Origin of the sequence: Streptomyces sp. NPDC002564 (assembly GCF_042889645.1) — a bacterium.
Lineage (GTDB): Bacteria > Actinomycetota > Actinomycetes > Streptomycetales > Streptomycetaceae > Streptomyces.
In genome coordinates, this window is the sequence record NZ_JBIARE010000001.1 from 465328 (window position 1) to 488528 (window position 23201).

The 23201-nt window shown below is 72.9% G+C and carries 22 protein-coding genes; 13 read left to right on the forward strand and 9 right to left on the reverse strand.

Annotation, left to right across the window (positions count from 1 at the left end; genetic code table 11):
• The first annotated feature begins 30 nt into the window (after nucleotides 1–30).
• From ACFYXE_RS02265 to hutH, 5 genes are all read left to right on the forward strand, one after another.
• Nucleotides 31–939 (forward strand): biotin--[acetyl-CoA-carboxylase] ligase, encoded by a 909-nt coding sequence (locus ACFYXE_RS02265; protein ID WP_389308057.1) that lies wholly within the window; start codon nucleotides 31–33, stop codon nucleotides 937–939.
• Nucleotides 940–1091: 152 nt separating this feature from the next.
• Nucleotides 1092–2276, forward strand: a complete 1185-nt coding sequence (locus ACFYXE_RS02270; RefSeq protein WP_389308059.1) for an adenylate/guanylate cyclase domain-containing protein — start codon at nucleotides 1092–1094, stop codon at nucleotides 2274–2276.
• Between the two features lie 124 nt (nucleotides 2277–2400).
• Nucleotides 2401–3198 carry an enoyl-CoA hydratase/isomerase family protein gene (locus ACFYXE_RS02275; protein WP_389308061.1) on the forward strand — a complete coding sequence of 266 codons (798 nt, stop codon included), beginning with the start codon at nucleotides 2401–2403 and terminating at the stop codon, nucleotides 3196–3198.
• A 101-nt stretch (nucleotides 3199–3299) separates the two neighbouring features.
• Nucleotides 3300–4472, forward strand: a complete 1173-nt coding sequence (locus ACFYXE_RS02280) for a diguanylate cyclase domain-containing protein (RefSeq protein ID WP_389308063.1) — start codon at nucleotides 3300–3302, stop codon at nucleotides 4470–4472.
• A gap of 90 nt (nucleotides 4473–4562) precedes the next feature.
• Nucleotides 4563–6101 (forward strand): histidine ammonia-lyase, encoded by a 1539-nt coding sequence (hutH, locus tag ACFYXE_RS02285; protein ID WP_389309463.1) that lies wholly within the window; start codon nucleotides 4563–4565, stop codon nucleotides 6099–6101.
• On the opposite strand, the gene ACFYXE_RS02290 is transcribed toward hutH, so the two are convergent.
• Both ACFYXE_RS02290 and ACFYXE_RS02295 read right to left on the reverse strand, forming a co-directional pair.
• The gene (locus ACFYXE_RS02290) at nucleotides 6098–6745 is read right to left on the reverse strand and encodes an AAA family ATPase (RefSeq protein WP_389308065.1); all 648 of its coding nucleotides are present in this window, start codon (nucleotides 6743–6745) and stop codon (nucleotides 6098–6100) included. The two genes, hutH and ACFYXE_RS02290, sit on opposite strands and share 4 nt — an antisense overlap.
• Nucleotides 6746–6783: 38 nt before the next feature.
• Nucleotides 6784–7644: a helix-turn-helix transcriptional regulator gene (locus ACFYXE_RS02295; RefSeq protein WP_361170418.1), complete on the reverse strand. Its 861-nt coding sequence runs from the start codon at nucleotides 7642–7644 to the stop codon at nucleotides 6784–6786.
• An 87-nt stretch (nucleotides 7645–7731) separates the two neighbouring features.
• Here ACFYXE_RS02295 and ACFYXE_RS02300 point away from each other — a divergent pair, with 87 nt between their 5' ends.
• Nucleotides 7732–8523 (forward strand): SDR family NAD(P)-dependent oxidoreductase, encoded by a 792-nt coding sequence (locus ACFYXE_RS02300; RefSeq protein WP_389308067.1) that lies wholly within the window; start codon nucleotides 7732–7734, stop codon nucleotides 8521–8523.
• A 5-nt stretch (nucleotides 8524–8528) separates the two neighbouring features.
• Here the strand turns inward: ACFYXE_RS02300 and ACFYXE_RS02305 are convergent, their stop codons facing one another.
• Nucleotides 8529–8813, reverse strand: coding sequence for an LPXTG cell wall anchor domain-containing protein (locus ACFYXE_RS02305; protein WP_389309466.1), 285 nt, complete (start codon nucleotides 8811–8813; stop codon nucleotides 8529–8531).
• A gap of 127 nt (nucleotides 8814–8940) precedes the next feature.
• On the opposite strand from ACFYXE_RS02305, the gene ACFYXE_RS02310 reads away from it, so the two are divergent.
• From ACFYXE_RS02310 to ACFYXE_RS02325, 4 genes are all read left to right on the forward strand, one after another.
• Nucleotides 8941–9273 carry a hypothetical protein gene (locus ACFYXE_RS02310; protein WP_389308069.1) on the forward strand — a complete coding sequence of 111 codons (333 nt, stop codon included), beginning with the start codon at nucleotides 8941–8943 and terminating at the stop codon, nucleotides 9271–9273.
• Between the two features lie 231 nt (nucleotides 9274–9504).
• Nucleotides 9505–10767 carry an Ig-like domain-containing protein gene (locus tag ACFYXE_RS02315; protein ID WP_361170409.1) on the forward strand — a complete coding sequence of 421 codons (1263 nt, stop codon included), beginning with the start codon at nucleotides 9505–9507 and terminating at the stop codon, nucleotides 10765–10767.
• 218 nt (nucleotides 10768–10985) lie between these two features.
• Nucleotides 10986–14324, forward strand: coding sequence for a S8 family serine peptidase (locus ACFYXE_RS02320; protein WP_389308071.1), 3339 nt, complete (start codon nucleotides 10986–10988; stop codon nucleotides 14322–14324).
• Between the two features lie 192 nt (nucleotides 14325–14516).
• Nucleotides 14517–15179: an antibiotic biosynthesis monooxygenase gene (locus ACFYXE_RS02325; protein WP_389308073.1), complete on the forward strand. Its 663-nt coding sequence runs from the start codon at nucleotides 14517–14519 to the stop codon at nucleotides 15177–15179.
• Nucleotides 15180–15198: 19 nt separating this feature from the next.
• On the opposite strand, the gene ACFYXE_RS02330 is transcribed toward ACFYXE_RS02325, so the two are convergent.
• Nucleotides 15199–15585: a VOC family protein gene (locus tag ACFYXE_RS02330; protein WP_361170400.1), complete on the reverse strand. Its 387-nt coding sequence runs from the start codon at nucleotides 15583–15585 to the stop codon at nucleotides 15199–15201.
• Between the two features lie 243 nt (nucleotides 15586–15828).
• Nucleotides 15829–16881: an NAD(P)-dependent alcohol dehydrogenase gene (locus ACFYXE_RS02335; protein WP_389308075.1), complete on the reverse strand. Its 1053-nt coding sequence runs from the start codon at nucleotides 16879–16881 to the stop codon at nucleotides 15829–15831.
• A gap of 118 nt (nucleotides 16882–16999) precedes the next feature.
• Between ACFYXE_RS02335 and ACFYXE_RS02340 the strand changes: the two genes are divergently transcribed.
• Both ACFYXE_RS02340 and ACFYXE_RS02345 read left to right on the forward strand, forming a co-directional pair.
• Complete coding sequence (locus tag ACFYXE_RS02340; protein ID WP_389308077.1) at nucleotides 17000–17938, forward strand: helix-turn-helix transcriptional regulator; 939 nt, start codon at nucleotides 17000–17002, stop codon at nucleotides 17936–17938.
• Nucleotides 17939–18092: 154 nt separating this feature from the next.
• Nucleotides 18093–18458, forward strand: a complete 366-nt coding sequence (locus tag ACFYXE_RS02345; RefSeq protein ID WP_389309469.1) for a helix-turn-helix domain-containing protein — start codon at nucleotides 18093–18095, stop codon at nucleotides 18456–18458.
• A 21-nt stretch (nucleotides 18459–18479) separates the two neighbouring features.
• Here ACFYXE_RS02345 and ACFYXE_RS02350 read toward each other — a convergent pair whose 3' ends face one another.
• The 4 genes from ACFYXE_RS02350 to ACFYXE_RS02365 form a co-directional block, all read right to left on the reverse strand.
• Complete coding sequence (locus tag ACFYXE_RS02350) at nucleotides 18480–19088, reverse strand: ClpP family protease (RefSeq protein ID WP_389308079.1); 609 nt, start codon at nucleotides 19086–19088, stop codon at nucleotides 18480–18482.
• Between the two features lie 13 nt (nucleotides 19089–19101).
• Entirely contained in the window at nucleotides 19102–19758 is a 657-nt protein-coding gene (locus ACFYXE_RS02355) for an ATP-dependent Clp protease proteolytic subunit (RefSeq protein ID WP_389308081.1), read from the reverse strand.
• A 298-nt stretch (nucleotides 19759–20056) separates the two neighbouring features.
• Complete coding sequence (msrA, locus tag ACFYXE_RS02360) at nucleotides 20057–20719, reverse strand: peptide-methionine (S)-S-oxide reductase MsrA (protein ID WP_389308083.1); 663 nt, start codon at nucleotides 20717–20719, stop codon at nucleotides 20057–20059.
• 82 nt (nucleotides 20720–20801) lie between these two features.
• Entirely contained in the window at nucleotides 20802–21920 is a 1119-nt protein-coding gene (locus ACFYXE_RS02365; RefSeq protein WP_361179105.1) for a hypothetical protein, read from the reverse strand.
• Between the two features lie 101 nt (nucleotides 21921–22021).
• Here ACFYXE_RS02365 and ACFYXE_RS02370 point away from each other — a divergent pair, with 101 nt between their 5' ends.
• Complete coding sequence (locus tag ACFYXE_RS02370) at nucleotides 22022–23176, forward strand: cystathionine gamma-synthase (RefSeq protein WP_389308086.1); 1155 nt, start codon at nucleotides 22022–22024, stop codon at nucleotides 23174–23176.
• The last annotated feature ends 25 nt before the right edge of the window (nucleotides 23177–23201 follow it).

Consider the following 23201-nt stretch of genomic DNA (forward strand, 5'->3'; position numbering starts at 1 on the left):
GCGGCGTTTACCACACCTAAGGTGGCTTGCATGACGCCGCCAGATGCTTCAGACGCGTACGACGACTCCGCCGCCGGAGGCCGTGGCTCCGCCAGGGGCGGCCGCTGGTCCGACCTCGACCGGCCGCCGCTCAACGCCGCGTCCCTGCGGCGCACCCTGCTGCGGGACGGCGGCCTGTGGTCCTCCCTGGACGTGGTCGCCGCCACCGGCTCCACCAACTCCGACCTCGCGGCCCGCGCCGACGAGCTGCCCGAGGGCGCCGTGCTCGTCGCCGAGGAGCAGAGCGCGGGGCGCGGCCGGCTGGACCGCCGCTGGTCTGCGCCCGCCCGCTCCGGCCTCTTCTTCTCGGTCCTGCTCAAGCCCGACGGGGTGCCGGTCGAGCGGTGGGGCTGGCTGCCGCTGCTCACCGGCGTCGCCGTCGCCACCGGCCTCTCCCGGGCGGCCGGGGTGGACACCGCACTCAAGTGGCCCAACGACCTCCTGGTGACCGTCGGTGACCAGGAGCGCAAGGCCGGCGGCATCCTCGCGGAGCGCGCCGGTTCCGCGGACGGCGGTGGCGTCGTCGTCGGCGTCGGCCTCAATGTCACGCTGCGCGAGGACGAGCTGCCGGTGCCGACGGCGGGCTCCCTCGCGCTCGCGGGCGCCGGGGTGACCGATCGCGACCCGCTGCTGCGGGCCGTCCTGCGCTCCCTGGAGCAGTGGTACGGCGACTGGCGGGAGGCGGCGGGCGACCCGGGTGTCAGCAGGCTCCAGGAGACGTACGCCGCGGGGTGCGCCACGCTGGGACGGCAGGTCCGCGCGGAGCTGCCGGGGGACCGCTCCGTCGAGGGCGAGGCGGTCGCGGTGGACGGCGACGGGCGGCTGGTGCTCGCCACCGCGGACGGCATGCAGCAGCCGGTCGGCGCGGGCGACATCGTGCACCTTCGTCCTGCCGGGTGACGGCGGGCGGCGCCGGGTTTTCCCGGGTGATCCACGGGTACCCCGGCGCGGTCAAGAACCGGGTGGCGGGAGTCGGGAGTGAGCTGCGGCACACCTGCCGTAAAGTTGACGCCGGTCGATACTGACCGCGGCAGATCGGAAGGGCAGCAGGCGTGACCGTCGACGACACGGGCTCCGGCACGGGTGCACACCCCGCCCCCGACGGCGTTGGTGTGGTGCCCGACGGGACCGCACGACCGGCCGGGGGGCCCGGCGTCCCCGAGGTGGACGACAAGGACGAGGGGGACGCGGAGAAGGACCCGCTCGCCCTCCGGCTCGAACAGCTCATCCTCGGCGCCGACCGGCGCTACACCCCCTTCCAGGCGGCCCGCAGCGCGGGCGTCTCGATGGAGCTGGCGTCCCGGTTCTGGCGGGCCATGGGCTTTCCCGACATCGGCCAGGCCAAGGCGCTGACCGAGGCGGACGTGCTGGCCCTGCGCCGGCTCGCCGGTCTCGTCGAGGCGGGCCTGCTGAGCGAGGCCATGGCCGTGCAGGTGGCCCGCTCCACCGGGCAGACCACGGCCCGGCTCGCCGAGTGGCAGATCGACTCCTTCCTGGAGGGGCTCACCGAGCCGCCCGAGCCGGGCATGACCCGCACCGAGGTCACGTATCCGCTGGTCGAGCTGCTCCTGCCCGAGCTGGAGGAGTTCCTGGTCTATGTGTGGCGGCGCCAGCTGGCTGCGGCCACCGGCCGGGTCATGCAGGCCGCGGACGACGAGGAGATGGTCGACCGGCGGCTCGCCGTCGGCTTCGCCGACCTCGTCGGCTTCACCCGGCTGACCCGGCGCATGGAGGAGGAGGAACTGGGCGAGCTCGTCGAGGCCTTCGAGACCACCGCGGCCGACCTGGTCGCGGCGCACGGCGGCCGGCTCATCAAGACCCTCGGCGACGAGGTCCTCTACGCCGCCGACGACGCGGGCGTCGCCGCGGAGATCGCGCTGCGCCTGATCGAGACCATGGCCAACGACGAGACGATGCCGGAGCTGCGCGTCGGCATCGCCTTCGGCACCGTGACGACCCGCATGGGCGACGTCTTCGGCACCACCGTGAACCTCGCGAGCCGGCTCACCTCGATAGCGCCCCGGGACGCGGTCCTGGTCGACGGGGCCTTCGCGGAGGAGCTGACCCGCACGGGCGAGGCGCCCGCCTCCGAGGCGGAGGCCGCGGAGGAGGCCGCGCAGGCGGAGAAGGAGGGCGAGGAGCCGCCCTCGTACCGCTTCGCGCTGCAGCCGATGTGGCAGCGGCCGGTGCGCGGCCTCGGCGTCGTCGAGCCGTGGCTGCTGGCCCGCAGGGGCTGAGACCGCCCGGTGCGCGCCCGCCCCTGCGCGTGCCCGCCCGCCCCGGTCCGTTCCCCTTCCCGGGGCCCGGGTCCGCCTGACATGATCCCCGGGTAACGGTCGTTAACCGGGTGGAGGAGACGTCATGGGCGACGAGCAGCGGTACGGGGAGTACGTGGCGGTCCGGCGGCACGGCCACGTCGTCGAGCTCGTCCTGGACCGGCCCAAGGCGATGAACGCCGTCTCCTCGGAGATGGCCCGCTCCATCGCCGCCGCCTGCGCCGCCCTCGCCGACGACGCGGACGCCCGTGTCGTCGTGCTGACCTCCACCCACGAGCGGGCCTTCTGCGTGGGCGCCGACCTCAAGGAGCGGAACTCCTTCAGCGACGACGAGTTGCGCCGCCAGCGCCCCACGACCCGGGCCTCGTACACCGGCGTCCTGGAGCTGCCCATGCCGACCGTCGCGGCCGTGCACGGCTTCGCGCTCGGCGGCGGGTTCGAGCTGGCGCTCTCCTGCGACATCATCGTCGCCGACCCGTCCGCGGTGGTCGGGCTGCCCGAGGTGTCCGTCGGCGTCATCCCCGGCGGCGGCGGCACCCAGCTCCTGCCGCGCCGGGTGGGGGCCGCCCGCGCCGCCGAGCTGATCTTCTCGGCGCGCCGTGTGGAGGCCGCGGAGGCGCGGGAGTTGGGTCTGGTCGACGTGCTGGCGGGCGAGGGGGAGGCCCGCACGGAGGCGCTCGCGCTCGCGGCCCGCATCGCCGCCAACTCGCCCGTCGGGCTGCGCGCGGCCAAGCGCGCCCTGCGCCTGGGGCACGGCCTGGACCTGCGGGCGGGCCTGGAGGTGGAGGACGCGGCGTGGCGCACGGTGGCGTTCTCCGCGGACCGGGCGGAGGGCGTCGCGGCGTTCAACGAGAAGCGCACCCCGCGGTGGCCCGGCGTGTAGCGCGCGGGGCGGGCGCGGGCCGGAACGGCCGGGGAGTGGCCGTGCCGGTCCGGGGGATGTCCGGTGGTACCAAAATGACGTAAACCTCCTAATCTGGGGAAATGGGAGAGGATGTCCGGCTGCGGGCCGTGGTGGAGCTTGCGCAGGGAATGGCCGCGGCGCACACACCGCGGGAGTCCTGGCGGGCGGCCGCCGGCGGCACCTGCCGCGCGCTGAGCGGGAGTTTCGCGGCGCTGTCCGTGTGGGAGCGGGACATGGGGCGGCTGCGGGTGCTGGTGAACGCGGGGCAACGCGTCCAGGGCGAGGAGGAGTTCCCGGAGAACGAGGCGTACCCCGTCCACCAGTTCCCGGAGATCACCGAGTTCCTGCACGAGCACTGGGCGGGCGGCGGCGAGCCGCACGCCTGGGTGGAGACCGCCGAGGGCCCGTCGGGCGGCCGTGCGCCCGGCTACTGCCACCAGCGGGTGGCCGCCCTGCGCCGCCGGGGCCGCGGCTGCTGCGTGGTCGCGCCGATCGTGCTGCACGGGCGGGCGTGGGGCGAGCTGTATGTGGCGCGCCCGCCGGGGGCGCCGCTCTTCGACCGGGACGACGCCGACTTCGCCACGGTCCTCGCGGCGGTGGTCGCCGCCGGGATCGCGCAGACCGAGCGCCTGGAGGAGGCCCGCAGGCTCGCCTTCACGGACTCCCTGACGGGCCTGGCCAACCGCCGCGCGGTCGACCTCAGGCTCGACGAGGCGGTGGAGCGGCACCTGGCCGACGGGTCCGTGGTGAGCCTGGTCGTCTGTGACGTGAACGGCCTCAAGCGGGTCAACGACACCCGGGGCCACGCGGTCGGCGACCGCCTCCTGGAGCGCTTCGGCTCGGTCCTGTCGCTGTGCGGCGCGATGCTGCCGGGGACCCTCGCGGCACGCCTCGGCGGCGACGAGTTCTGCCTGCTCTCGGTCGGCCCGACCGCCGACGAGGTGGTCCGGGTCGCCGACGAACTCTGCGTACGGGCCTCGGAGTTGGAGCTCGGCGACGGGGTCGCGTGCGGGGTCGCCTCCACCGGCGACCCGATCGGCCCGGTGGGTTCGGCCCGCCGTCTCTTCCGGCTCGCCGACGCCGCGCAGTACCGCGCGAAGGCGGCCCGGGCGCCGAAGCCGGTGGTGGCCGGGCGGGAGGGGCACGAGGGGGGCGACGACCCGGTGATCCGCCTCGCCGACTCGTCCGAGGGGACGCATCCGGCGGGGGAGCGGCGCAGGTTCCGGGGCCGCGGTCCGCGTCCGGCGCCGTGACGCGGGCGCCGGTGTAAGTGGCCCTCGCCGAATCCACCCGTGACACCTGGCGATTCAAACCGTACGCTGCTGAATATGGATATGCACAGCGTGGGCACCGTGGCCCTTGGGACGTCCGGGACGACCGCGGCGGACGTCGTCGCCGTCGCGCGCGGGAACGCGCGGATCGAACTCTCCGACGAGGCGCTGGCCGCACTGGCCGCCGCCCGCGAGATCGTCGACGCGCTCGCGGCCAAGCCCGAGCCGGTGTACGGCGTCTCGACCGGCTTCGGCGCCCTGGCCAGCCGCCACATCGGCCCCGACCTGCGCGCACAGCTGCAGCGCAACATCGTGCGCTCGCACGCGGCCGGGATGGGCCCGCGGGTGGAGCGCGAGGTCGTCCGCGCGCTGATGTTCCTGCGCCTGAAGACGCTCTGCTCGGGCCACACGGGCGTGCGCCCCGAGGTCGCGCGGACCATGGCCGACGTCCTGAACGCCGGCATCACCCCGGTCGTCCACGAATACGGCTCCCTCGGCTGCTCCGGCGACCTCGCGCCGCTCAGCCACTGCGCGCTGACGCTGATGGGCGAGGGCGACGCGGAGGGCCCCGACGGCGTGGTGCGCCCGGCGGGCGAGCTGCTCGCCGCGCACGGCATCAGCCCGGTGGAGCTCCGCGAGAAGGAGGGCCTGGCGCTCCTCAACGGCACCGACGGCATGCTCGGCATGCTGGTCATGGCCCTCGCCGACCTGGAGACCCTCTACAAGTCGGCCGATGTCACGGCGGCCCTCACGCTGGAGGCGCTGCTCGGCACGGACAAGGTCCTCGCGCCCGAGCTGCACGCCATCCGCCCGCACCCGGGCCAGGCCGCCTCCGCCGCCAACATGCTGGCCGTGCTGGCCGGTTCCGGCCTCACCGGGCACCACCAGGACGACGCGCCGCGCGTGCAGGACGCGTACTCGGTGCGCTGCGCCCCGCAGGTCGCGGGCGCGGGCCGGGACACGATGGCGCACGCGCGGCTGGTCGCCGAGCGCGAACTGGCCGCCGCCGTCGACAACCCCGTGGTGCTGCCCGGGGGCCGGGTCGAGTCCAACGGCAACTTCCACGGCGCGCCCGTGGCGTACGTCCTGGACTTCCTCGCGATCGCCGCGGCCGACCTCGGCTCGATCGCCGAGCGCCGCACCGACCGGCTGCTCGACAAGAACCGCTCGCACGGCCTGCCGCCGTTCCTCGCGGACGACGCGGGCGTCGACTCCGGCCTGATGATCGCCCAGTACACGCAGGCCGCGCTGGTCAGCGAGATGAAGCGGCTCGCCGTCCCGGCGTCGGCCGACTCGATCCCGTCCTCCGCCATGCAGGAGGACCACGTCTCCATGGGCTGGTCCGCGGCCCGCAAGCTGCGCACCGCCGTCGACAACCTCGCCCGGATCGTGGCGATCGAGCTCTACGCGGCGACGCGCGCGGTCGAGCTGCGCGAGGGCCTCACCCCGGCGCCGGCCACCCGCGCGGTCATCGAGGCCGTCCGCAAGGCGGGCGTCGAGGGCCCGGGCCCGGACCGCTTCCTCGCGCCGGACCTGGCGGCGGCGGACGCGTTCGTGCGCACCGGCGCGCTCGTGGCGGCGGTGGAGCCGGTCACCGGCGCACTGGCCTAGGGAGAGGTCCCCGGCGGGGCGAGGGCGAGCCGGATGCGGGCCACGAGGGTGTCCCAGGGGCGGGCGTCGACCACGGGCAGCCCGTGCCGCGCGGCCTCGCGGGAGAGCCAGCGGGCGTACGCGGCGCCGACCTCGGCGCGCTCCGTCTGGACCCCGCCGCCGGGCTCCCGGCTCGCGTAGTTGGCGGCGATCTGCCGGGCGTCGCCCTCGTGCAGGAACACGGCCCGCACGCGGCGCCCCGCACGCTCCCCCTCCCGGACGGCGCGCGCGGCGGCGGCCGGGGTGAGGTAGTCGCCCTCGACGACGGCGGGCACGTCGACGGTCAGACGGTTGCGGACGACGCCGAGCACGGCCGGTTCCAGGGCGCGGGCCGTGGCGATCTGCAGGTCGAGGACGCGGTCGGCGGGCAGGTCGGCGTCGGACACCGTGTCGAAGTGGTGCAGCCCCTGATGCTGCTCGGCGGTCGTGATCGCCTGCACCGCCTCCACGACGTCGTCGAACTCGACGACGAACGCCCGGTGCTCCGCGGCGAGCCGCTCCGCGACCCGGCTCTTGCCGATGCCGGAGGCCCCGCCGACGAGCAGGACGTCCCAGGGGGCGGCGGTCACCGGGCGGCGCCGGACCGGCACGGGATCTGTGGTCATCGGCGACGACGGTAGCAAGCGTGACCGTGCCGCCCCGCCTAGCCCGGCACGCCCATGCGCTGGGTGCCGATGACCGACAGCAGGCGCAGCGCCTCCTCCGACGGCGAGCCGGGCGTCGCCGTGTAGATGACCACGTGCTGGTCGCGGTCGGTGATGTCCAGGACGTCGCAGCTGACGGTGACCGGGCCGACCAGCGGGTGCGCGAAGGTCTTGCACAGGGTGGGGCGGGCCGTCACGTCGTGGGCGGCCCAGAGCGCGGCGAACTCCTCGCTGCCCGTCAGGAGTTCCTCGACCAGGCCGGACACCTCCGGGTCGTGCGGGTAGCGGGCCGCGGCGGCGCGCAGGTGCTGGGCCGACGTCCGCGCGAACTCGTCCGCGTCCGAGACGCCGTACAGCCGCCGGCCGTGCGGGTGCGGACCCAGGAAGGCGCGGCGCACCAGATTGCGGTCCCGGCGCGACAGCGCGGAGAAGTCCTCCATCAGCGCGGCGGCCAGATCGTTCCAGGCGATCACCTCGTACGTCGCCGACATCACGACCGCCGCGGCCTCCGGCAGCCGCCGCAGCAGGTCGACGATGCTCTGCCGCACCTCCCGCGAGGGCCCGGGCGCGGGACCCGGCGGGGTGCCCGCCAGATGGTGCAGGTGGTCGCGCTCGGCGTCCGACAGACGCAGCGCCCGGGCCAGCTGCGCCAGCACCTCCCGGGAGGGGTGCGTGGCGCGGGCCTGTTCGAGCCGCGTGTAGTACTCCGCCGAGATGTACGCGAGCTGCGCCACCTCCTCCCGGCGCAGGCCGGGCGTGCGGCGCCGCGCCCCGGCGGGGATGCCCACGTCGGCGGGGGTGATGCGTTCGCGTCTGCTGCGCAGGAAGTCGCCCAGCTCCTGCCGTACTCGTCGGTCCACCGCCCCAGTGTGCGCGGACGCCGGGGTGCCCAGCCAGGTACTGCCGGTGCCTGGATGAGCGGCGCGGTCCGGCGCAGGCTCCTCGGCATGACCAACGCACCGATCACCACTGCCGCCGGCACGGGCCTGCTCCTCGACAAGGTCGCCCTCATCACCGGCGCGGGGCGCGGCATCGGCGCCGCCGCGGCCCGCCTGTTCGCCCGCGAGGGCGCCCGGGTGCTGCTCGCGGCCCGCACCGGGCCACAGCTGGCGGCGGTGGCCCAGGAGATCCGGGCGGCGGGCGGCACCGCGGACCACGTGGTGTGCGACCTGGCCGACCCGGCGAGCGTCCGGGCCGCCGTCGAGCGGGCCGTGGACCGGTTCGGCCGCCTCGACGTGGCCTTCAACAACGGCGCGACGGGCCAGCCGCCCGGCCCCATGGACGAGCTGTCGGAGGCCGACTTCGACCAGGTCTGCGCCGTCAACCTCAAGGGGCCCTGGCTGGCCATGAACGCCGAGATCGCCGCCATCCGCGCCACCGCGGGGCGCGGCGCCGTCGTCAACACCTCCAGCGTCGGCAGCCTGATGGCCAACCCCCAGCTGCCCGCGTACGGCGCGACGAAGGGGGCGCTGAACAGCCTCACCGCGTCGGCGGCGGCCACCTACGGTCCCGAGGGCATCCGCGTCAACGCCGTCGCGCCCGGCACCACGCTCACCGAGATGCTCCAGGAGTGGGACGCGCGGTCGCCCGGGATCATCGACCAGCTCAACGCCCGCACCCCGCTGGGCCGCGCCGCCGATCCCGAGGAGATCGCCCAGGCCGCCGCCTGGCTCCTGAGCGACCGCGCCTCGTACGTCACGGGCACGGTCCTGCGGGTCGACGGCGGCATGCTGGCGTGACGGGGTCAGGCGGTGCGCTCCCTGCGGACCGAGAGGACCACGAAGCCCGCCCCCAGGCCGAGGAAGGCCGTGCCACCGATGACGTACGGCGTGGTGTCGAAGCCGCCCGTGTCGGCGAGGCGGTCGGCGGCCGTGGTGGTCTCGCGGGCGGTGGTCTCGTGCTGGGCCGCGTTCGTGGCGGCGGGCCGCTCCTCGCGGACGGTCTCGTGCGAGGCGGGGGAGGTCGCGTTCGCGGAGGGCACGAAGCACAGGGCTCCGAGCAGGGCCCCGGCGGCGGCGGTGGTCAGCATGGATCGGCGTGCGGACACGGAATCGGATCCCCCTTGTGGCGCTGGCGAATTGGCCGTGTGGGGCGATGCTAGTGAAAGGTGCGGGTCGCGGGAAAGTCGCGGAGGGGGCGGGCCGTACGCTCCGTCCATGACTGGAGACGAGACATCACGGTTTGTTCGCCTGCGGGTGGAAATGGTCGTCGAGGTGGGCGACGCGGAGAAGCTGACCGGCGCCGCGCTCGGCCGGATCGCCGAGGACGAGCACATGCCGGCCGAGGAGCGCACCCACGCCGAGGCCACCGTCCAGGAGGACGTCGCCGAGGCCATCGCCTACCTCGTGGACCCCTTCGACCTGGTCAGCCAGGTGCCCGGGACCGAGCTCACCCAGGCTTCGTGGAGCAGCGAGCTGATCGACTACGACCCCGATTCGCCGGACTGGGACCCGGACGAGCATGATGGCGACGAGGACGACGAGCTGTAGCCCGGATTGAAAGATCCGGAATCGGGAACCCCGGGCAGCAACCGCCGCCCGGGGTTCCGTCGTCTCCGTCGGCACAGTGGTCGACCGGAGACGCTTCCCGTACCGGGAGCGTGGTGTTCCCCACACTTCTCGCGGTACTGGAACGGGACGAACCGGGCAGGACGTTATGCGGGGTTACGGGGACACTCGGGGGTTGGTCCTGGGGATTCGGCAACGATGGAGATACGTGTGATGACGGACAGTAGGCGCCGCGGGCTCGTGCGTGGGCGCAAGGGCCTCACGGCCGTGTCCGCCCTCGTGGGCGGCGTGCTCGTGCTCTCGGCGTGCAGCAGCGACGACGGCGACAAGGCCTCCGGCGGCAAGGAGTCGCAGAACCAGGTCGACGAGGCGGCGGCCAAGAAGACCTCCGCCGCGCAGATCAAGATCGCGCCGAAGAACGGTTCCGACAACGCCAGCATCAACAGCGCCGCCGCGGTCACCGTCAGCAAGGGGTCGCTCACGGACGTGACGATGAAGACCGACGACGGCACCGCCGTCGCCGGCCAGATATCGGCGGACAAGAAGAGCTGGAAGCCCAGCGGCCAGCTGGAGCGCGCCACCAAGTACAAGATCTCGGCGACCGCCGCGGACTCCGAGGGCCGCAAGGCCCACGAGAACTCGACGTTCACGACCGTCTCGAAGGCCAACAGCTTCATCGGGAACTTCACCCCCGAGGACGGCTCCACGGTCGGCGTCGGCATGCCCGTGTCGATCAACTTCGACAAGGCGATCACGAACAAGAAGGAGGTCCAGTCCGCGGTCAAGGTCTCCTCGACCGGCGGGCAGGAGATCTCCGGCCACTGGTTCGGGAACAACCGCCTGGACTTCCGGCCCGAGGACTACTGGAAGGGCAACACCACCGTCACGCTGAAGCTGAACCTGGACGGCGTCGAGGGCGCCGACGGCGTCTACGGCGTGCAGCAGAAGACGGTGCAGTTCAAGATCGGCCGCAACCAGGTCTCCGTGGTCGACGCCAAGACGAAGCAGATGAAGGTCATGCGGGACGGCAAGGTCGTCAAGACCATCCCGATCTCCGCGGGCTCGCCCGAGAACAAGACGTACAACGGCAAGATGGTGATCTCCGAGAAGTTCAAGGAGACCCGGATGGACGGCGCCACCGTCGGCTTCAAGGACGGCGACGGCAAGGGCGAGTACGACATCAAGGACGTCCCGCACGCCATGCGCCTGTCGAACTCGGGCACCTTCATCCACGGCAACTACTGGGGCTCGCCCTCGATCTTCGGCGGCGCGAACACCAGCCACGGCTGCATCGGCCTGCAGGACGCCAAGGGCGCGGGCGACAAGAGCACCCCGGGCTCCTGGTTCTACGAGAACTCGATCACCGGTGACGTCGTCGACGTCCGCAACACCGGTGACAAGACCGTCGCCCCGGACAACGGCCTGAACGGCTGGAACATGGACTGGGCGCAGTGGAAGGCCGGCTCCGCCGTCTGATCCCGCTGATCCCGCCCACCGCGGCGCACCGGCCCGCGTCCCCTCGGGGGGCGCGGGCTTCGTCGTGTCCGGCGGCGCTGTTAAGGCGTCGTGAATTCACCCCCGTACCAACTGCGCACTTCCGTATCACTGTTGAGCACGTGTTCGCCTCTCGGCATACTTCGGTGTCCGAGGGGCTCGCAGCCCCTTAACCTCCAGGGGGAGACTTGCACAGACAAGTGAAGAGAGCGTACGGGGCCAGTGTCGCCGCGGCGGTCGCCGTGGCCCTCGCGGCGGGCATGACCAGCCCGGCCTCCGCGGACCAGGCACCCGTGGGACAGCACTCCGGGGCACAGGGGGCGCTCGGCAAGGGCGAGGGCAGGAGCCACGTCACCCTGATCACCGGCGACCGGGCCGTCATCGACGCCAAGGGCCGGGTGGTCGGCCTCGACCGCGCCGAGGGGAGCGAGCGGATACCCGTACAGGTCCGGCGCAACGGCACGCACACGCTGCTGATACCCGCCGACGCGCAGCGCCTGATCGCCGACGGCACGGTCGACCAGCGGCTGTTCGACGTGACGGAGCTGAACAAGAAGCGCAACCGCGCGGTCCAGAAGAGCGGTCTGAAGGTGATCGTCGGCTACCGGGGAGCCGCCTCCGCGGCCCGGGCCGAGGTCCGCTCCGCCGGTGACACCACGCTCCGGCGCAGCCTGAAGGCGCTGAACGCCGACGCGGTCAGCACGCCGAAGCAGGACGCGCCCGACCTGTGGGCCGCGCTCACCCGCGGCAAGGAAGGCACCCGCACCGCCGCGTCCGGCATCGAGCACGTCTGGTTCGACGGCGTGCGCAAGGCGAGCCTGGACAAGAGCACCAAGCAGATCGGCGCCGACAAGGCCTGGGCGGCCGGATACGACGGCAAGGGCGTCAAGATCGCCGTGCTGGACACCGGTGTCGACGCCACCCACCCGGACCTGAAGGACCAGGTCATCGGGGAGAAGAACTTCACCGAGTCGGCCGACGCGAAGGACCGGTACGGTCACGGCACGCACGTCGCGTCGATCGCCGCGGGCACGGGGGCCAAGTCCGGGGGCAAGTTCAAGGGGGTCGCGCCCGGCGCGAAGCTCCTGAACGGCAAGGTCCTGGGCGACGACGGCTACGGCGAGGACTCGGGCATCATCGCCGCCATGGACTGGGCGGCCGAGCAGGGCGCCGACGTCGTCAACCTCAGCCTGGGCGGCGGTGACACTCCCGGCGTCGATCCGCTGGAGGCGCAGGTCGACAAGCTGTCCGCCGAGAAGGGCATCCTCTTCGCGATCGCCGCGGGCAACGACGGCGCGCCCGGCTCGGTCGGCTCGCCCGGCAGCGCGGACGCCGCGCTGACCGTCGGCGCGGTCGACGACGACGACCGGCTCGCCGACTTCTCCAGCCAGGGCCCGCGCGTCGGGGACGGCGCGATCAAGCCGGACGTGACCGCGCCCGGCGTGGCCATCACCGCGGCCGCCGCGCCCGGCTCGGTCATCGAGAAGGAGGTCGGGCAGAACCCCGAGGGGTACCTGACCATCGACGGCACCTCGATGGCCACCCCGCACGTCGCGGGCGCCGCCGCCCTGCTCAAGCAGCAGCACCCCGACTGGAAGTACACCGAGCTCAAGGGCGCCCTGACCGGCTCCACCACGCCCGGCGCGTACACGCCCTTCCAGCAGGGATCGGGCCGGATCGCGGTCGACAAGGCCATCAAGCAGTCCGTGATCGCCGACCCGTCCTCGGTCAGTTTCGGCACCCAGCAGTGGCCGCACACCGACGACAAGCCCGTCACCAAGAAGGTCACCTACCGGAACCTGGGCAAGGACGAGGTCACGCTCGACCTGACCGTCAGCGCCCTGGACCCCCAGGGCCGCCCGGCCCCGGCCGGCTTCTTCACCCTGGGCGCCAAGAAGGTCACCGTCCCCGCCGGCGGCACCGCCTCCGTGGACCTGACCGCCGACTCCCGGCTCGGCGGCACCACCGACGGCGCCTACTCCGCCTACCTCGTCGCCACCGGCGGCGGCCAGACCGTCCGCACCGCCGCCGCCCTCGACCGCGAGGTGGAGTCGTACGACCTCACGCTGAAGCACATCGGGCGTGACGGGCAGCCGACGAAGCACTACCTGGACTCGCTGCAGGGCCTCTCCGGCGGCGGCGAGGGCCAGGACTTCAGCCCCTACGACCCGTCCGGCACCGTCAAGATCCGCGTCCCCAAGGGCAGTTACGTCCTGGACGCGAACATCGCGGTCGACCTGGCGGACCTCTCCAAGGGCATCGACTGGCTCGCCCAGCCGAAGCTCACCGTCTCCAAGAACACGACGGTGACCGTCGACGCGCGGACCGCCGAGCCGGTCGACGTGAGCGTGCCCGCCACGGGCGTCACCGGGGTGCTCGCCGCGCCCGACTACACGGTGGAGACGCCGGACCGCAGCATCGGCTTCGGCTGGCTGCTCGACGAGTTCAAGAACTTCCGCACCGGCGCCGTCGGCCCCGCGCCGACCGGCGTCGACCTCACCCAGCAGTGGGCGGCCGTCTGGACCAAGGGCGACAACACCGAGTACGACACCCTTGCCGGCGGCCCGGTGAAGCAGCTCGCCACCGGCTACACCAAGCACTACAAGGCGAGCGAGCTGGCCACGGTCAAGGGCGGTCTCGGCGCCGCCGCGAGCGGCAAGAAGGGCTCGCTGCGCGCGGCCGGCGAACTGCCCTCGACCAGCAGCGCCTGGTCGATCTCCGTGCCCACCAAGCTGCCCACCACCCGCACCGTGTACGTGTCCACCGCGGACAAGGTGAAGTGGGGCCTGGAGTTCGAGCAGAACGGTCCCCTCGACGAGGGCGGCTGGCCGACGGTCGAGACGGCCTACTCGCTGGGCACGCCGCAGACCTTCAAGGCGGGCCAGAGCTACGAGAAGGTCTTCAACACGGCCGTCTTCGGCCCGCGCATCGGCGGCGCCTACGGCGTCTTCCGGCGCGGCAACGAGATCGAGGGCTACCTGCCGCTCTACGCGGACGGCAAGACCCACGCGGGCTACTCGCAGTACACCTCGGTCGCCACGACGCTGTACCGCAACGGCACCAAGGTCGGCGAGAGCGACGACCCGCTGGCCGGCGCCAAGCCGTTCAAGGTGCCGTCGGCCGACGCCGCGTACCAGCTGAAGACGTCGGTCAAGCGGTCCGTCAAGATCGGCGCGGCCAGCACGCGCATCGACGCGAGCTTCTCCTTCCGCTCCAAGAAGGCGGACAACGCGCGCCTGCCCGTCTCCGCCGTGCGGTTCGCCCCCGCGGTGGACCTGGGCAGCAGGGCGGCGGCCGGTGTCAAGCAGTCCGTGCCGGTCACGGTCCTCGGCTCGGCGGCCGGTGCCAACCTCAAGTCGCTGACCGTGTACGTCTCCTACGACTACGGCCAGACGTGGGAGAAGTCCAAGGTCACCGGCGGAAAGATCTCCGTCAAGAACCCGGCGAAGAACAAGGGCATCTCGTTCCACGCCAAGATCGCGGACAAGAAGGGCAACAAGTCGACGCTGTCGATCTACAACGCGTACTACGGCAAGTAGACGCGGATCACGGCACGGAGGAACACCCCGGTGACGCGCTTCGGCGCGTCACCGGGCGCGGCGCCGAAGGGGCCGGCGGCCATCTGTCGCCGCTGCCCGTCGGCGCCGCGTCGGTTCCCGCACCGCGGGCACCCGGGGACCGGGTGCCGCACGGGCGGCACCGGGGCCCGCTCCACAGGAAGCCGACGCCACATGACCACGCGCACCGTCGAGTACACCCGCTACCGCATACCCGCCGACCGCTCCGCGGAGTTCCTCGCCGCGTACACCCACGCGGCCGTCCCGCTCGCCGCGGCACCGCAGTGCGTCGACTACGAACTCACCCGCTGCGAGGAGGACTTCGAGCACTACGTCCTGCGGATCACCTGGACCTCGACCGAGGACCACCTGACGGACTTTCGCGGCTCGGAGCTCTCCGAGGAGTTCCTCGCGCACGTCCGGCCCTACGTCGGGTACATCGAGGAGACGCGCCACTACACGCCCACCGCCGTGCGCGGCGCGGGGGCGTCGACGCCGGCGTTCTCCGCGTGGGCGGGCGGCGAGGAGCGCTTCGCCCGCCTGACCGAGGCCTTCCGCGCGAAGGCCCGCGCCGACGACCTGCTCGCCCCGCTCTTCGCGGGCCTCGACCCCGCGCAGGCCGCGCACGTCGCCCAGTGGCTCGGCGAGGTCGTCGGCGGCCCCGCCCGCGCGGTCACCGGGCGCCCCGGCCAGGGCGTCACCGAGCCGCAGCGCCGCCGCTGGGTCGGCCTCCTCCAGGACGCGGCGGACGAGGCGGGCCTGCCGACGGACGCGGAGTTCCGCTCCGCGTTCACCGCCCACATCGAGTGGGGCACCCGCCTCGCCGTCCGGCCGTGACCGCCGCCCCTGCGTACGCTCAGCCGCCGCTGCCGTACGGCCGGGTGATGATCTCCAGGTTGTGGCCGTCCGGGTCCTCCCAGTAGACGCCCCGGCCGCCGTCGTGCGTGTTGATCTCGCCCGCGTGCCGGTGGTACGGGTCGGCCCAGTAGGGCAGGCCGCGGTCCTTGATGCGCCCGAAGATCGCGTCGAACTCGTCCTCGGAGACGAGGAAGGCGTAGTGCTGCGGCACGAACGGCCCGCCGTCGCGGTCGTGGAAGTCCAGGGTCACGCCATTGGGGATCTCCACCGGGACGAACGGGCCGAACGGCGGGCTCACCTCCAGGCCCAGGATGTCGGCGAGGAACTGGGCGGACTTCTGCTTGTCCGCGGCGGCGACGATGGTGTGGTTCAGCTCGATCGGCATCGTGTGACCTCCCGGTCGGTCCGGCCCCCGTTGCGCTGTCTGACACCGACCACGCTAGGTCCGCCCGCCGCGGCCGCGCATCGGCCGCCGGGTGCGCCGTCGGACCTAGGTCCTGTCCGCGCGGTCCCGTCTGCCGGGCGGGTTCCGGCCACGGCGCCGGGCGGGGCACGCCGACGGCCGCCGGCCGGGAGGTCCCGGCCGACGGCCGTCGGCATGCGTGGTGCGGTCCGGTGCGGTCCGGACTCAGATCGTCGCGGTGTCGATCACGAAGCGGTAGCGCACGTCGCTGGCGAGGACACGCTCGTACGCCTCGTTGATCTGGTCGGCGCGGATCAGCTCGATCTCGGAGCCGAGGCCGTGCTCCGCGCAGAAGTCCAGCATCTCCTGGGTCTCCTGGATGCCGCCGATCATGGATCCGGCCAGCGTCTTGCGGCCGGCGATCACGGAGAACAGGTTGAGGGAGACGGGCTCCTCGGGGGCGCCGACGTTCGCGAAGACGCCCTCCGCGCGCAGCAGGCCCAGGTACTTGTCCAGCGGCAGCGGCGCCGAGACGGTCGACACGATCAGGTCGAAGGTGCCGGACAGCGCCTCGAAGGTGGCCTCGTCGCTGGTCGCGTAGTAGTGGTCGGCGCCCAGCTTCAGGCCGTCGTCCTTCTTGCGCAGGGACTGCGAGAGGACGGTCACCTCGGCGCCCATGGCGTGCGCGATCTTGACGGCCATGTGGCCGAGACCGCCCAGGCCGACGACGGCGACCTTCTTGCCGGGGCCCGCGTTCCAGTGCGCCAGCGGGGAGTACGTGGTGATGCCGGCGCACAGCAGCGGCGCGGCCACGTCGAGGGAGATGCCCTCGGGGATGCGGAGGGTGAACGCCTCGTCCACGACGATGTGCGTGGAGTAACCGCCGTAGGTCGGCTCGCCGTCCTTGCCGAGCCCGTTGTACGTCGGGATGTTGCCCTGCAGGCAGTACTGCTCCAGACCGGCCTTGCAGTTCTCGCACTCGCGGCAGGAGTCGACCATGCAGCCGACGCCCACGCGGTCACCCACGGTGAACTTGGTGACACCGGGGCCGACCTCGGCGACGATGCCGGCGATCTCGTGGCCGGGGACCATCGGGTAGAGGCCCTCGCCCCAGCCGTCGCGGGCCTGGTGGATGTCCGAGTGGCAGATACCGGCGTACTTGATGTCGATCAGGACGTCGAACTCGCCGACGGCGCGACGCGGCACGGTGGTGCGCTCCAGGGGCGCCTCGGGGGCGGGAGCGGCGTAGGCGGAAACGGTGGTGATCTGCTCAGTCATGTCCTCGAGGCTGCCACTGACCTGCGATGTCACCCAGACATCCGTTCTGCCTACGACCATCGTGCCTACCACTGGCGGGGTCAGGCTCGTGGTCGTACGACCCTGGATACTGGAGGGCATGGACGAGAACCCCGAGGCCGCGGCCGACCGCACGCAGGGCCCCGCGCTGCCCGCGGGCCCCGAGGGGCGCCCGCTGGACGGCCGGGCCGAGCTGAGCGAGTTCCTGCGCACCCGCCGGGCGCGGCTGCAGCCGCAGGACGTCGGCCTGCCGAACTTCGGCCGGCACCGCAGGGTGCCCGGCCTGCGCCGCGAGGAGCTCGCGCAGCTCGCCGGGGTCTCCGTGGCGTACTACACCCGGCTCGAACAGGGCAACGGCCGCAATGTCTCGGGCGAGGTCCTCGACGCCATCGCGCGCGCCCTGCGGCTCACCGACGCCGAGCACGCCCACCTCACCCACCTCGCCAAGCCCAAGGCGCACAAGAAGAAGAAGGCCGTGCGCCCGCAGTACATGCGGCCCGTGGTGCAGCAGCTCCTCGACTCCATCGAGAGCGTGCCGGCGTACGTGGTGGGGCGCCGCTCCGACATCCTCGGCTGGAACGCGCTCGCGGCGGCCCTCTTCGGCGACTGGGGCGAGCTGGCCCCGGCCGAGCGGAACTGGGCGCGGATCTGCTTCCTCGACCCGCGCTCGCGCGAGCTCTTCGTGGACTGGGAGCAGAAGGCGTCGGACATCGTCAGCTATCTGCGGATGGACGCGGGCTGCTACCCGAACGACCCGCAGCTGTCCGGCCTGGTCGGCGAACTATCCGTGAAGAGCGAGGAGTTCAGGACCCTGTGGGCCACCCATGACGTCCAGGAGAAGGGGCACGGCGTCAAGCGGATGCGGCACGCGCTGGTCGGCGAGCTGACGCTGTCCTTCGAGACGCTGAGCCTGCCGGAGGACTGCGACCAGTCGCTGATCATGTACCACGCGGAGCCGGACTCGGCGTCGGCGCAGGGGCTGCGGCTGCTGGCGAGCTGGGGGCGGGACGCGTCGTCGGTGGGGTCGGGCAGGCCGTAGCCGCCCGGCGATTTCGCGGGCGGCGGAACGCTTCGTGCTGCCGGGGCGGCGGTGCCGCTCCTAGGCTGGGCGCGTGAGCAGCCAAGAGGCGCAAGAGACGCAGAAGCAGCGGCAGGGGCGCGGACCGGCGCCGAGGCCGGAGCAGGCCCGTGTCATCCCCCTGCGCCCACCGGGGGCGGGGCAGGGACAGCGGCAGGGGCCGCAGGGGCCTCAGGGGTCCGGCGAGGAGAAGGAGCCCCTCTGGCGGGACGTCGTCGGTGACGTCCTGCGCGGTGAGCGCCTCGCCCAGGAGCGCACGCTCAAGGACGTGGCCGACGCCGCCCGGATCTCCATGCCCTACCTCTCCGAGCTGGAGCGCGGCCGCAAGGAGGCCTCCTCCGAGGTCCTCGCGGCCGCCGCCCGCGCGCTCGGCCTGGGCCTGCCCGACCTGCTGTCCCTGGCCCAGACCCGGCTGGCCGGCCTTCCCCGCGCGAGGCCGGCCAGGGCGTCGTACCAGTCCGAGGTCCGCCTGGCCGCGTGACCCCGGCTCCCGCCGCCGCCCTCAGGCGGCGGCGGGCAGGGACCGCCTGCTGAGCACCTGGTCGGCCAGCCCGTACGCGACGGCCTCCTGCGCGGTGAAGAACTTGTCGCGGTCCATGTCCGCGCGCAGCGTCGCCACGTCGTGGTGGGTGTGGTGGGCGAGCACTTCCTCGACCTGCGAGCGGATCCGCAGCATCTCCTTGGCCTGCAGGCTGAGGTCGGAGACCGTGCCCTGCTGTCCGCGGCTCGCGGGCTGCCCGAGCAGCACGCGCGCGTGGTCGAGGACGAACCGCCGCCCCGGGTCGCCGCCGGCGAGCAGCACGGCGGCGGTGGAGGCGGCCTGCCCGACGCAGAACGTCGAGATCGGCGCGGAGACGAAGCTCATGGTGTCGTAGATCGCCATGAGCGAAGTGAAGGAACCACCGGGCGAGTTGATGTAGATCGCGACCTCGCGGTCGGGGGCGGACGACTCCAGGTGGAGCAGCTGCGCGATGACCACGTTGGCGACGCCGTCGTCGATCTCCGTCCCGAGGAAGATGATGCGCTCGGACAGCAGCCGGCTGTAGACGTCGTAGGACCGCTCGCCCTGCGGGGTGCGCTCGACGACGGTGGGGATGGTGTACTGGCTCATGTCCGACGACCCCTCAGATTCCCAGTCCGATACGGCGCTTCGACCCGGCGGGCCGCACGTCCTCCAGCGACTCGACCACCCGGTCGACCATCCCGTACTCCTTGGTCTGCTCGGCGGTGAACCACCGGTCGCGGTCGCCGTCCCGGGAGATCGTCTCCTCGCTCTGCCCGGTGTGCTCGGCGGTGATCCGCTCGATGGCCCTCTTCGTGAACTCCAGGTTCTCCGCCTGGATGGCGATGTCGGCGGTGGTGCCGCCGATGCCCGCGGACGGCTGGTGCATCATGATCCGCGCGTTGGGCAGCGCGAACCGCTTGCCGGGCGTGCCCACGCTCAGCAGGAACTGGCCCATGCTGGCCGCGAATCCCATGGCGAGCGTGGCCACGTCGTTCGGGATGAGCCGCATGGTGTCGTAGATGGCGAGCCCCGCGGTGACGGAGCCGCCCGGGCTGTTGATGTACAGACTGATGTCGGTCCTGGGGTCCTCCGCCGACAGCAACAGCATCTGCGCGCACACCCGGTTGGCCGACACCTCGTCGACCTGCGTGCCCAGGAACACGATCCGCTGGTTCAGCAACTGGGCGGCCAGATGATCGTCGAACCGCGAGCCGACGGTCTCCCCGTCCGCACCCCGCGGCCGCCCCACGTCCCACCCGCTGTCCCGCACTGACATGAGCCCTCCTCACGAACCCCGCGGCCTCGACGCCGCGCTCTGCCTCCACTGTTGCCGCGCGACGCCGCCGCTGTCACAGATCTCGGCTTGCGGCAGATTCGCTGAGGGCAGAGGGGGAGGGCCGTACCAGGGGGCGCGACGCGGTCCGTGCGCACCCGTGCGAGGTCATCAGGACCCCGGCGCAGATCGGGGGCATACGAACCGACGGCACACCTGGGCGTGGTGTGCCGTCGTGGGAGCGGTCTCTGCGCTTGTCATGGGCTCTGCGCGCGTTCGTGCCGAAGCCCAGGTCGTGGTGTCAGCCCTCGGCCCGCGCCACCCCGATCGGGCAGGAGACGCCCGTGCCGCCGATGCCGCAGTAGCCGTCGGGGTTCTTGTCCAGGTACTGCTGGTGGTACGCCTCCGCGGGCCAGAACGGGCGGTCGGCGGCCGGGAGGACCGTCGTCGTGATCGTGCCGTGGTTCGCGGCCGTCAGGACCTTCTGGTAGGCGGCCAGGGACTCCTCGGCCGTCGTCTGCTGGGCGGCGGAGTGGGTGTAGATCGCCGAGCGGTACTGCGTGCCCACGTCGTTGCCCTGGCGGAAGCCCTGCGTCGGGTTGTGGGACTCCCAGAAGAGCTTCAGGAGCGTGGCGTACGAGACCCGGGAGGGGTCGAAGACGACGCGGACCGCCTCCGTGTGGCCCGTCAGGCCGGAGCACACCTCCTCGTAGGAGGGGTTCTCGGTGAAGCCGCCCTGGTAGCCGACGTACGTCGTCCAGACGCCGTCCGTCTGCCAGAACTTGCGCTCCGCGCCCCAGAAGCAGCCGAGCGCGAAGTCCGCGACCTCCAGGCCCTCGGGGTAGGGGCCGACGAGCGGGTTGCCGAGGACCGTGTGCCGGGCGGGGACCTCGAATTCCGGGGTCGCCCGGCCCTTCAGGGCCTGCTCGGCGGTGGGGAGCTCGGGCGTGCGGCCGAAGATCATCAGGTCTCTCCTTGGGCGTGGCGGGGTGCACAGGGGAGAACGCCCGGCGGCGCCCCGGCATTCCGGGGCGCCGCCGGGGCGCTCACTGCGGGAGGGTCGCGGGGGATCCGCCGTTCGCCTCGTACCCCGCGACGGCCAGGGCGCGGTAGACCGCGTACCCCGCGGCGGGGTCCTCGGAGAGGGTCCAGGGCAGGGCGCCGACGTGGCCGTCGACGTGCACCAGCTGGTTCATCGCCTCGCCCCAGCGCTCGCTGCGGACCAGGAAGAAGACCAGGAGGTGGCGGACGTGCGCCAGCATCGGGTCGTCCGGGCGGGCGGAGTGCACCGCGAAGAGGGCGCCCTCGACGGCCTTGGTGACGACCTCGCTCTCGTAGAACCCGCGCACGAGGGTGACCTCGGGCAGGTGCTCGTAGACCGCGAAGAGGGGGAGCGCGGCGAGCAGCGAGCCGCGGGGCGCGCGGGCCGCGGCGCCCTCCGCGAAGCTGTACGCCAGGTCGCGCGAGCCGTGCCACTTCTCGCACCAGTAGTGCAGGGCCGCGAGGTGCGCGCCCATGTGCGCGGGCGCGCGGTCGAGGATCTTGAGCCAGAGCTGCTCGAACTCCTCGCGGGAGTAGGCGAGTCCGCGCGCGATGGAGAGCTCGACGATGTACGGCACGGGGTCGCCGGGGGAGAGCAGCGCGGCCTGGCCGCAGGCCTCCCTGGCCTCCTCCAGGATGATCCGGAACTCATCCGTCCCCTGGGCCGCCGTGCGCCACGCCTGCTGCACCAGGAATTCCGCGTGCACCGCGGCGCCGCCCGCGTCCTTGGGCGCCTCGGCCCGCCACACCCGCAGCCACTGCCCGCCGGGGCTGTCGCTGACGCCGCCGGGCCGCTGCTGCAGCTCCAGCGAGGCCGCGCCCGCGAAGGCCTGCACGCGCTGCCAGCGCCGCTCGCCGTGCGTCTCGGTGCCCGCGAGGAGCTGCGAGGCCGCTTTCCAGCCCTGCGTGCGCTGCACGAGGTCGAGGACCTCCAGGAGATCGGTGTCGGGTCCCGGCATGCGGATGTCCAGCTCCTCCTGGCGCAGGAAGCCGTAGTCCGCCGGGTCCGCGGCGTCCGGCGAGCCGGGGGCCACCTGCCGGATTCCGCCGCGCCTGCGCAGCAGCACGGGCCCGAGCACCGCACCGATCATGATCACCGCGAACAGGAACCAGAGAATCTCCATGGGACAAGCGAACCAGACGCGTCGGACAATTGGCCAACCTGCCCGGACGTACCCGGACCGACCCGGCGGAAGGACCCCCGCGCGCACTACGCTCAGGCCACATGAGTGACTCGCACAGCACGCAGAGCTTCGAGACCGTGGCGATCCACGCGGGCAACACCGCCGACCCCCTCACCGGCGCCGTCGTCCCGCCCATCTACCAGGTCTCGACCTACAAGCAGGACGGCGTCGGCGGTCTGCGCGGCGGCTATGAGTACAGCCGCAGCGCCAACCCGACGCGGACCGCCCTGGAAGAGAACCTGGCCGCCCTGGAGGGCGGCCGCCGCGGACTCGCCTTCGCGTCCGGACTGGCGGCCGAGGACTGCCTTCTCCGTACGCTGCTCAGCCCCGGCGACCACGTGGTCATCCCCAACGACGCGTACGGCGGCACCTTCCGCCTCTTCGCGAAGGTCGTCTCGCGCTGGGGCGTGGACTGGTCGGTGGCCGACACCTCCGACCCGGAGGCGGTGCGGGCCGCGCTGACCGACCGCACGAAGGCGATCTGGGTGGAGACCCCCTCCAACCCGCTGCTCGGCATCACCGACATCGCCGCCGTCGCCCAGATCGCCCGCGAGGCCGGCGTGCGCCTCGTCGTCGACAACACCTTCGCGAGCCCCTACCTGCAGCAGCCGCTGGCGCTCGGCGCGGACGTCGTCGTGCACTCCATGACGAAGTACATGGGCGGCCACTCGGACGTCGTCGGCGGCGCCCTCGTGGTCGACGACGCGGCGCTCGGCGAGGAGTTGGCGTACCACCAGAACGCGATGGGCGCCGTCGCGGGACCGTTCGACGCCTGGCTGGTGCTGCGCGGCATCAAGACCCTCGCGGTGCGCATGGACCGGCACAGCGAGAACGCCACCCGCGTCACCGAGATGCTCAGCCGTCACCCGCGCGTGACGCGCGTGCTCTACCCGGGCCTCGCCGAGCACCCCGGCCACGAGATCGCCGCCAAGCAGATGAGGGCGTTCGGCGGCATGGTGTCGTTCCAGGTCGAGGGCGGCGAGGCGGCGGCGGTCGAGGTCTGCAACCGCGCCGCGCTGTTCACCCTGGGCGAGTCCCTGGGCGGCGTCGAGTCGCTGATCGAGCACCCGGGCCGGATGACGCACGCCTCCGTGGCGGGCTCGGCCCTGGAGGTCCCCGCGGACCTCGTGCGGCTCTCGGTGGGCATCGAGTCGGCGGACGACCTCCTCGCCGACCTGAAGCAGGCGCTCGGATAACCGCGGCACCCGCCGGTGGGGGCGC

Bases quoted from the DNA above. Each gene is read 5' to 3' on its own strand.
- ACFYXE_RS02310 (WP_389308069.1), top strand. From the start codon at position 8,941: ATGACTGGAGACGAGACATCACGGTTTGTTCGCCTGCGGGTGGAAATG.
- ACFYXE_RS02265 (WP_389308057.1), top strand. From the start codon at position 31: ATGACGCCGCCAGATGCTTCAGACGCGTACGACGACTCCGCCGCCGGA.
- ACFYXE_RS02275 (WP_389308061.1), top strand. From the start codon at position 2,401: ATGGGCGACGAGCAGCGGTACGGGGAGTACGTGGCGGTCCGGCGGCAC.
- ACFYXE_RS02280 (WP_389308063.1), top strand. From the start codon at position 3,300: ATGGGAGAGGATGTCCGGCTGCGGGCCGTGGTGGAGCTTGCGCAGGGA.
- ACFYXE_RS02350 (WP_389308079.1), bottom strand. From the start codon at position 19,088: ATGAGCCAGTACACCATCCCCACCGTCGTCGAGCGCACCCCGCAGGGC.
- ACFYXE_RS02315 (WP_361170409.1), top strand. From the start codon at position 9,505: ATGACGGACAGTAGGCGCCGCGGGCTCGTGCGTGGGCGCAAGGGCCTC.
- ACFYXE_RS02370 (WP_389308086.1), top strand. From the start codon at position 22,022: ATGAGTGACTCGCACAGCACGCAGAGCTTCGAGACCGTGGCGATCCAC.
- ACFYXE_RS02340 (WP_389308077.1), top strand. From the start codon at position 17,000: ATGGACGAGAACCCCGAGGCCGCGGCCGACCGCACGCAGGGCCCCGCG.
- ACFYXE_RS02365 (WP_361179105.1), bottom strand. From the start codon at position 21,920: ATGGAGATTCTCTGGTTCCTGTTCGCGGTGATCATGATCGGTGCGGTG.
- ACFYXE_RS02305 (WP_389309466.1), bottom strand. From the start codon at position 8,813: ATGCTGACCACCGCCGCCGCCGGGGCCCTGCTCGGAGCCCTGTGCTTC.
- msrA (WP_389308083.1), bottom strand. From the start codon at position 20,719: ATGATCTTCGGCCGCACGCCCGAGCTCCCCACCGCCGAGCAGGCCCTG.
- ACFYXE_RS02290 (WP_389308065.1), bottom strand. From the start codon at position 6,745: ATGACCACAGATCCCGTGCCGGTCCGGCGCCGCCCGGTGACCGCCGCC.
- ACFYXE_RS02330 (WP_361170400.1), bottom strand. From the start codon at position 15,585: ATGCCGATCGAGCTGAACCACACCATCGTCGCCGCCGCGGACAAGCAG.
- ACFYXE_RS02335 (WP_389308075.1), bottom strand. From the start codon at position 16,881: ATGACTGAGCAGATCACCACCGTTTCCGCCTACGCCGCTCCCGCCCCC.
- ACFYXE_RS02300 (WP_389308067.1), top strand. From the start codon at position 7,732: ATGACCAACGCACCGATCACCACTGCCGCCGGCACGGGCCTGCTCCTC.
- ACFYXE_RS02325 (WP_389308073.1), top strand. From the start codon at position 14,517: ATGACCACGCGCACCGTCGAGTACACCCGCTACCGCATACCCGCCGAC.
- ACFYXE_RS02355 (WP_389308081.1), bottom strand. From the start codon at position 19,758: ATGTCAGTGCGGGACAGCGGGTGGGACGTGGGGCGGCCGCGGGGTGCG.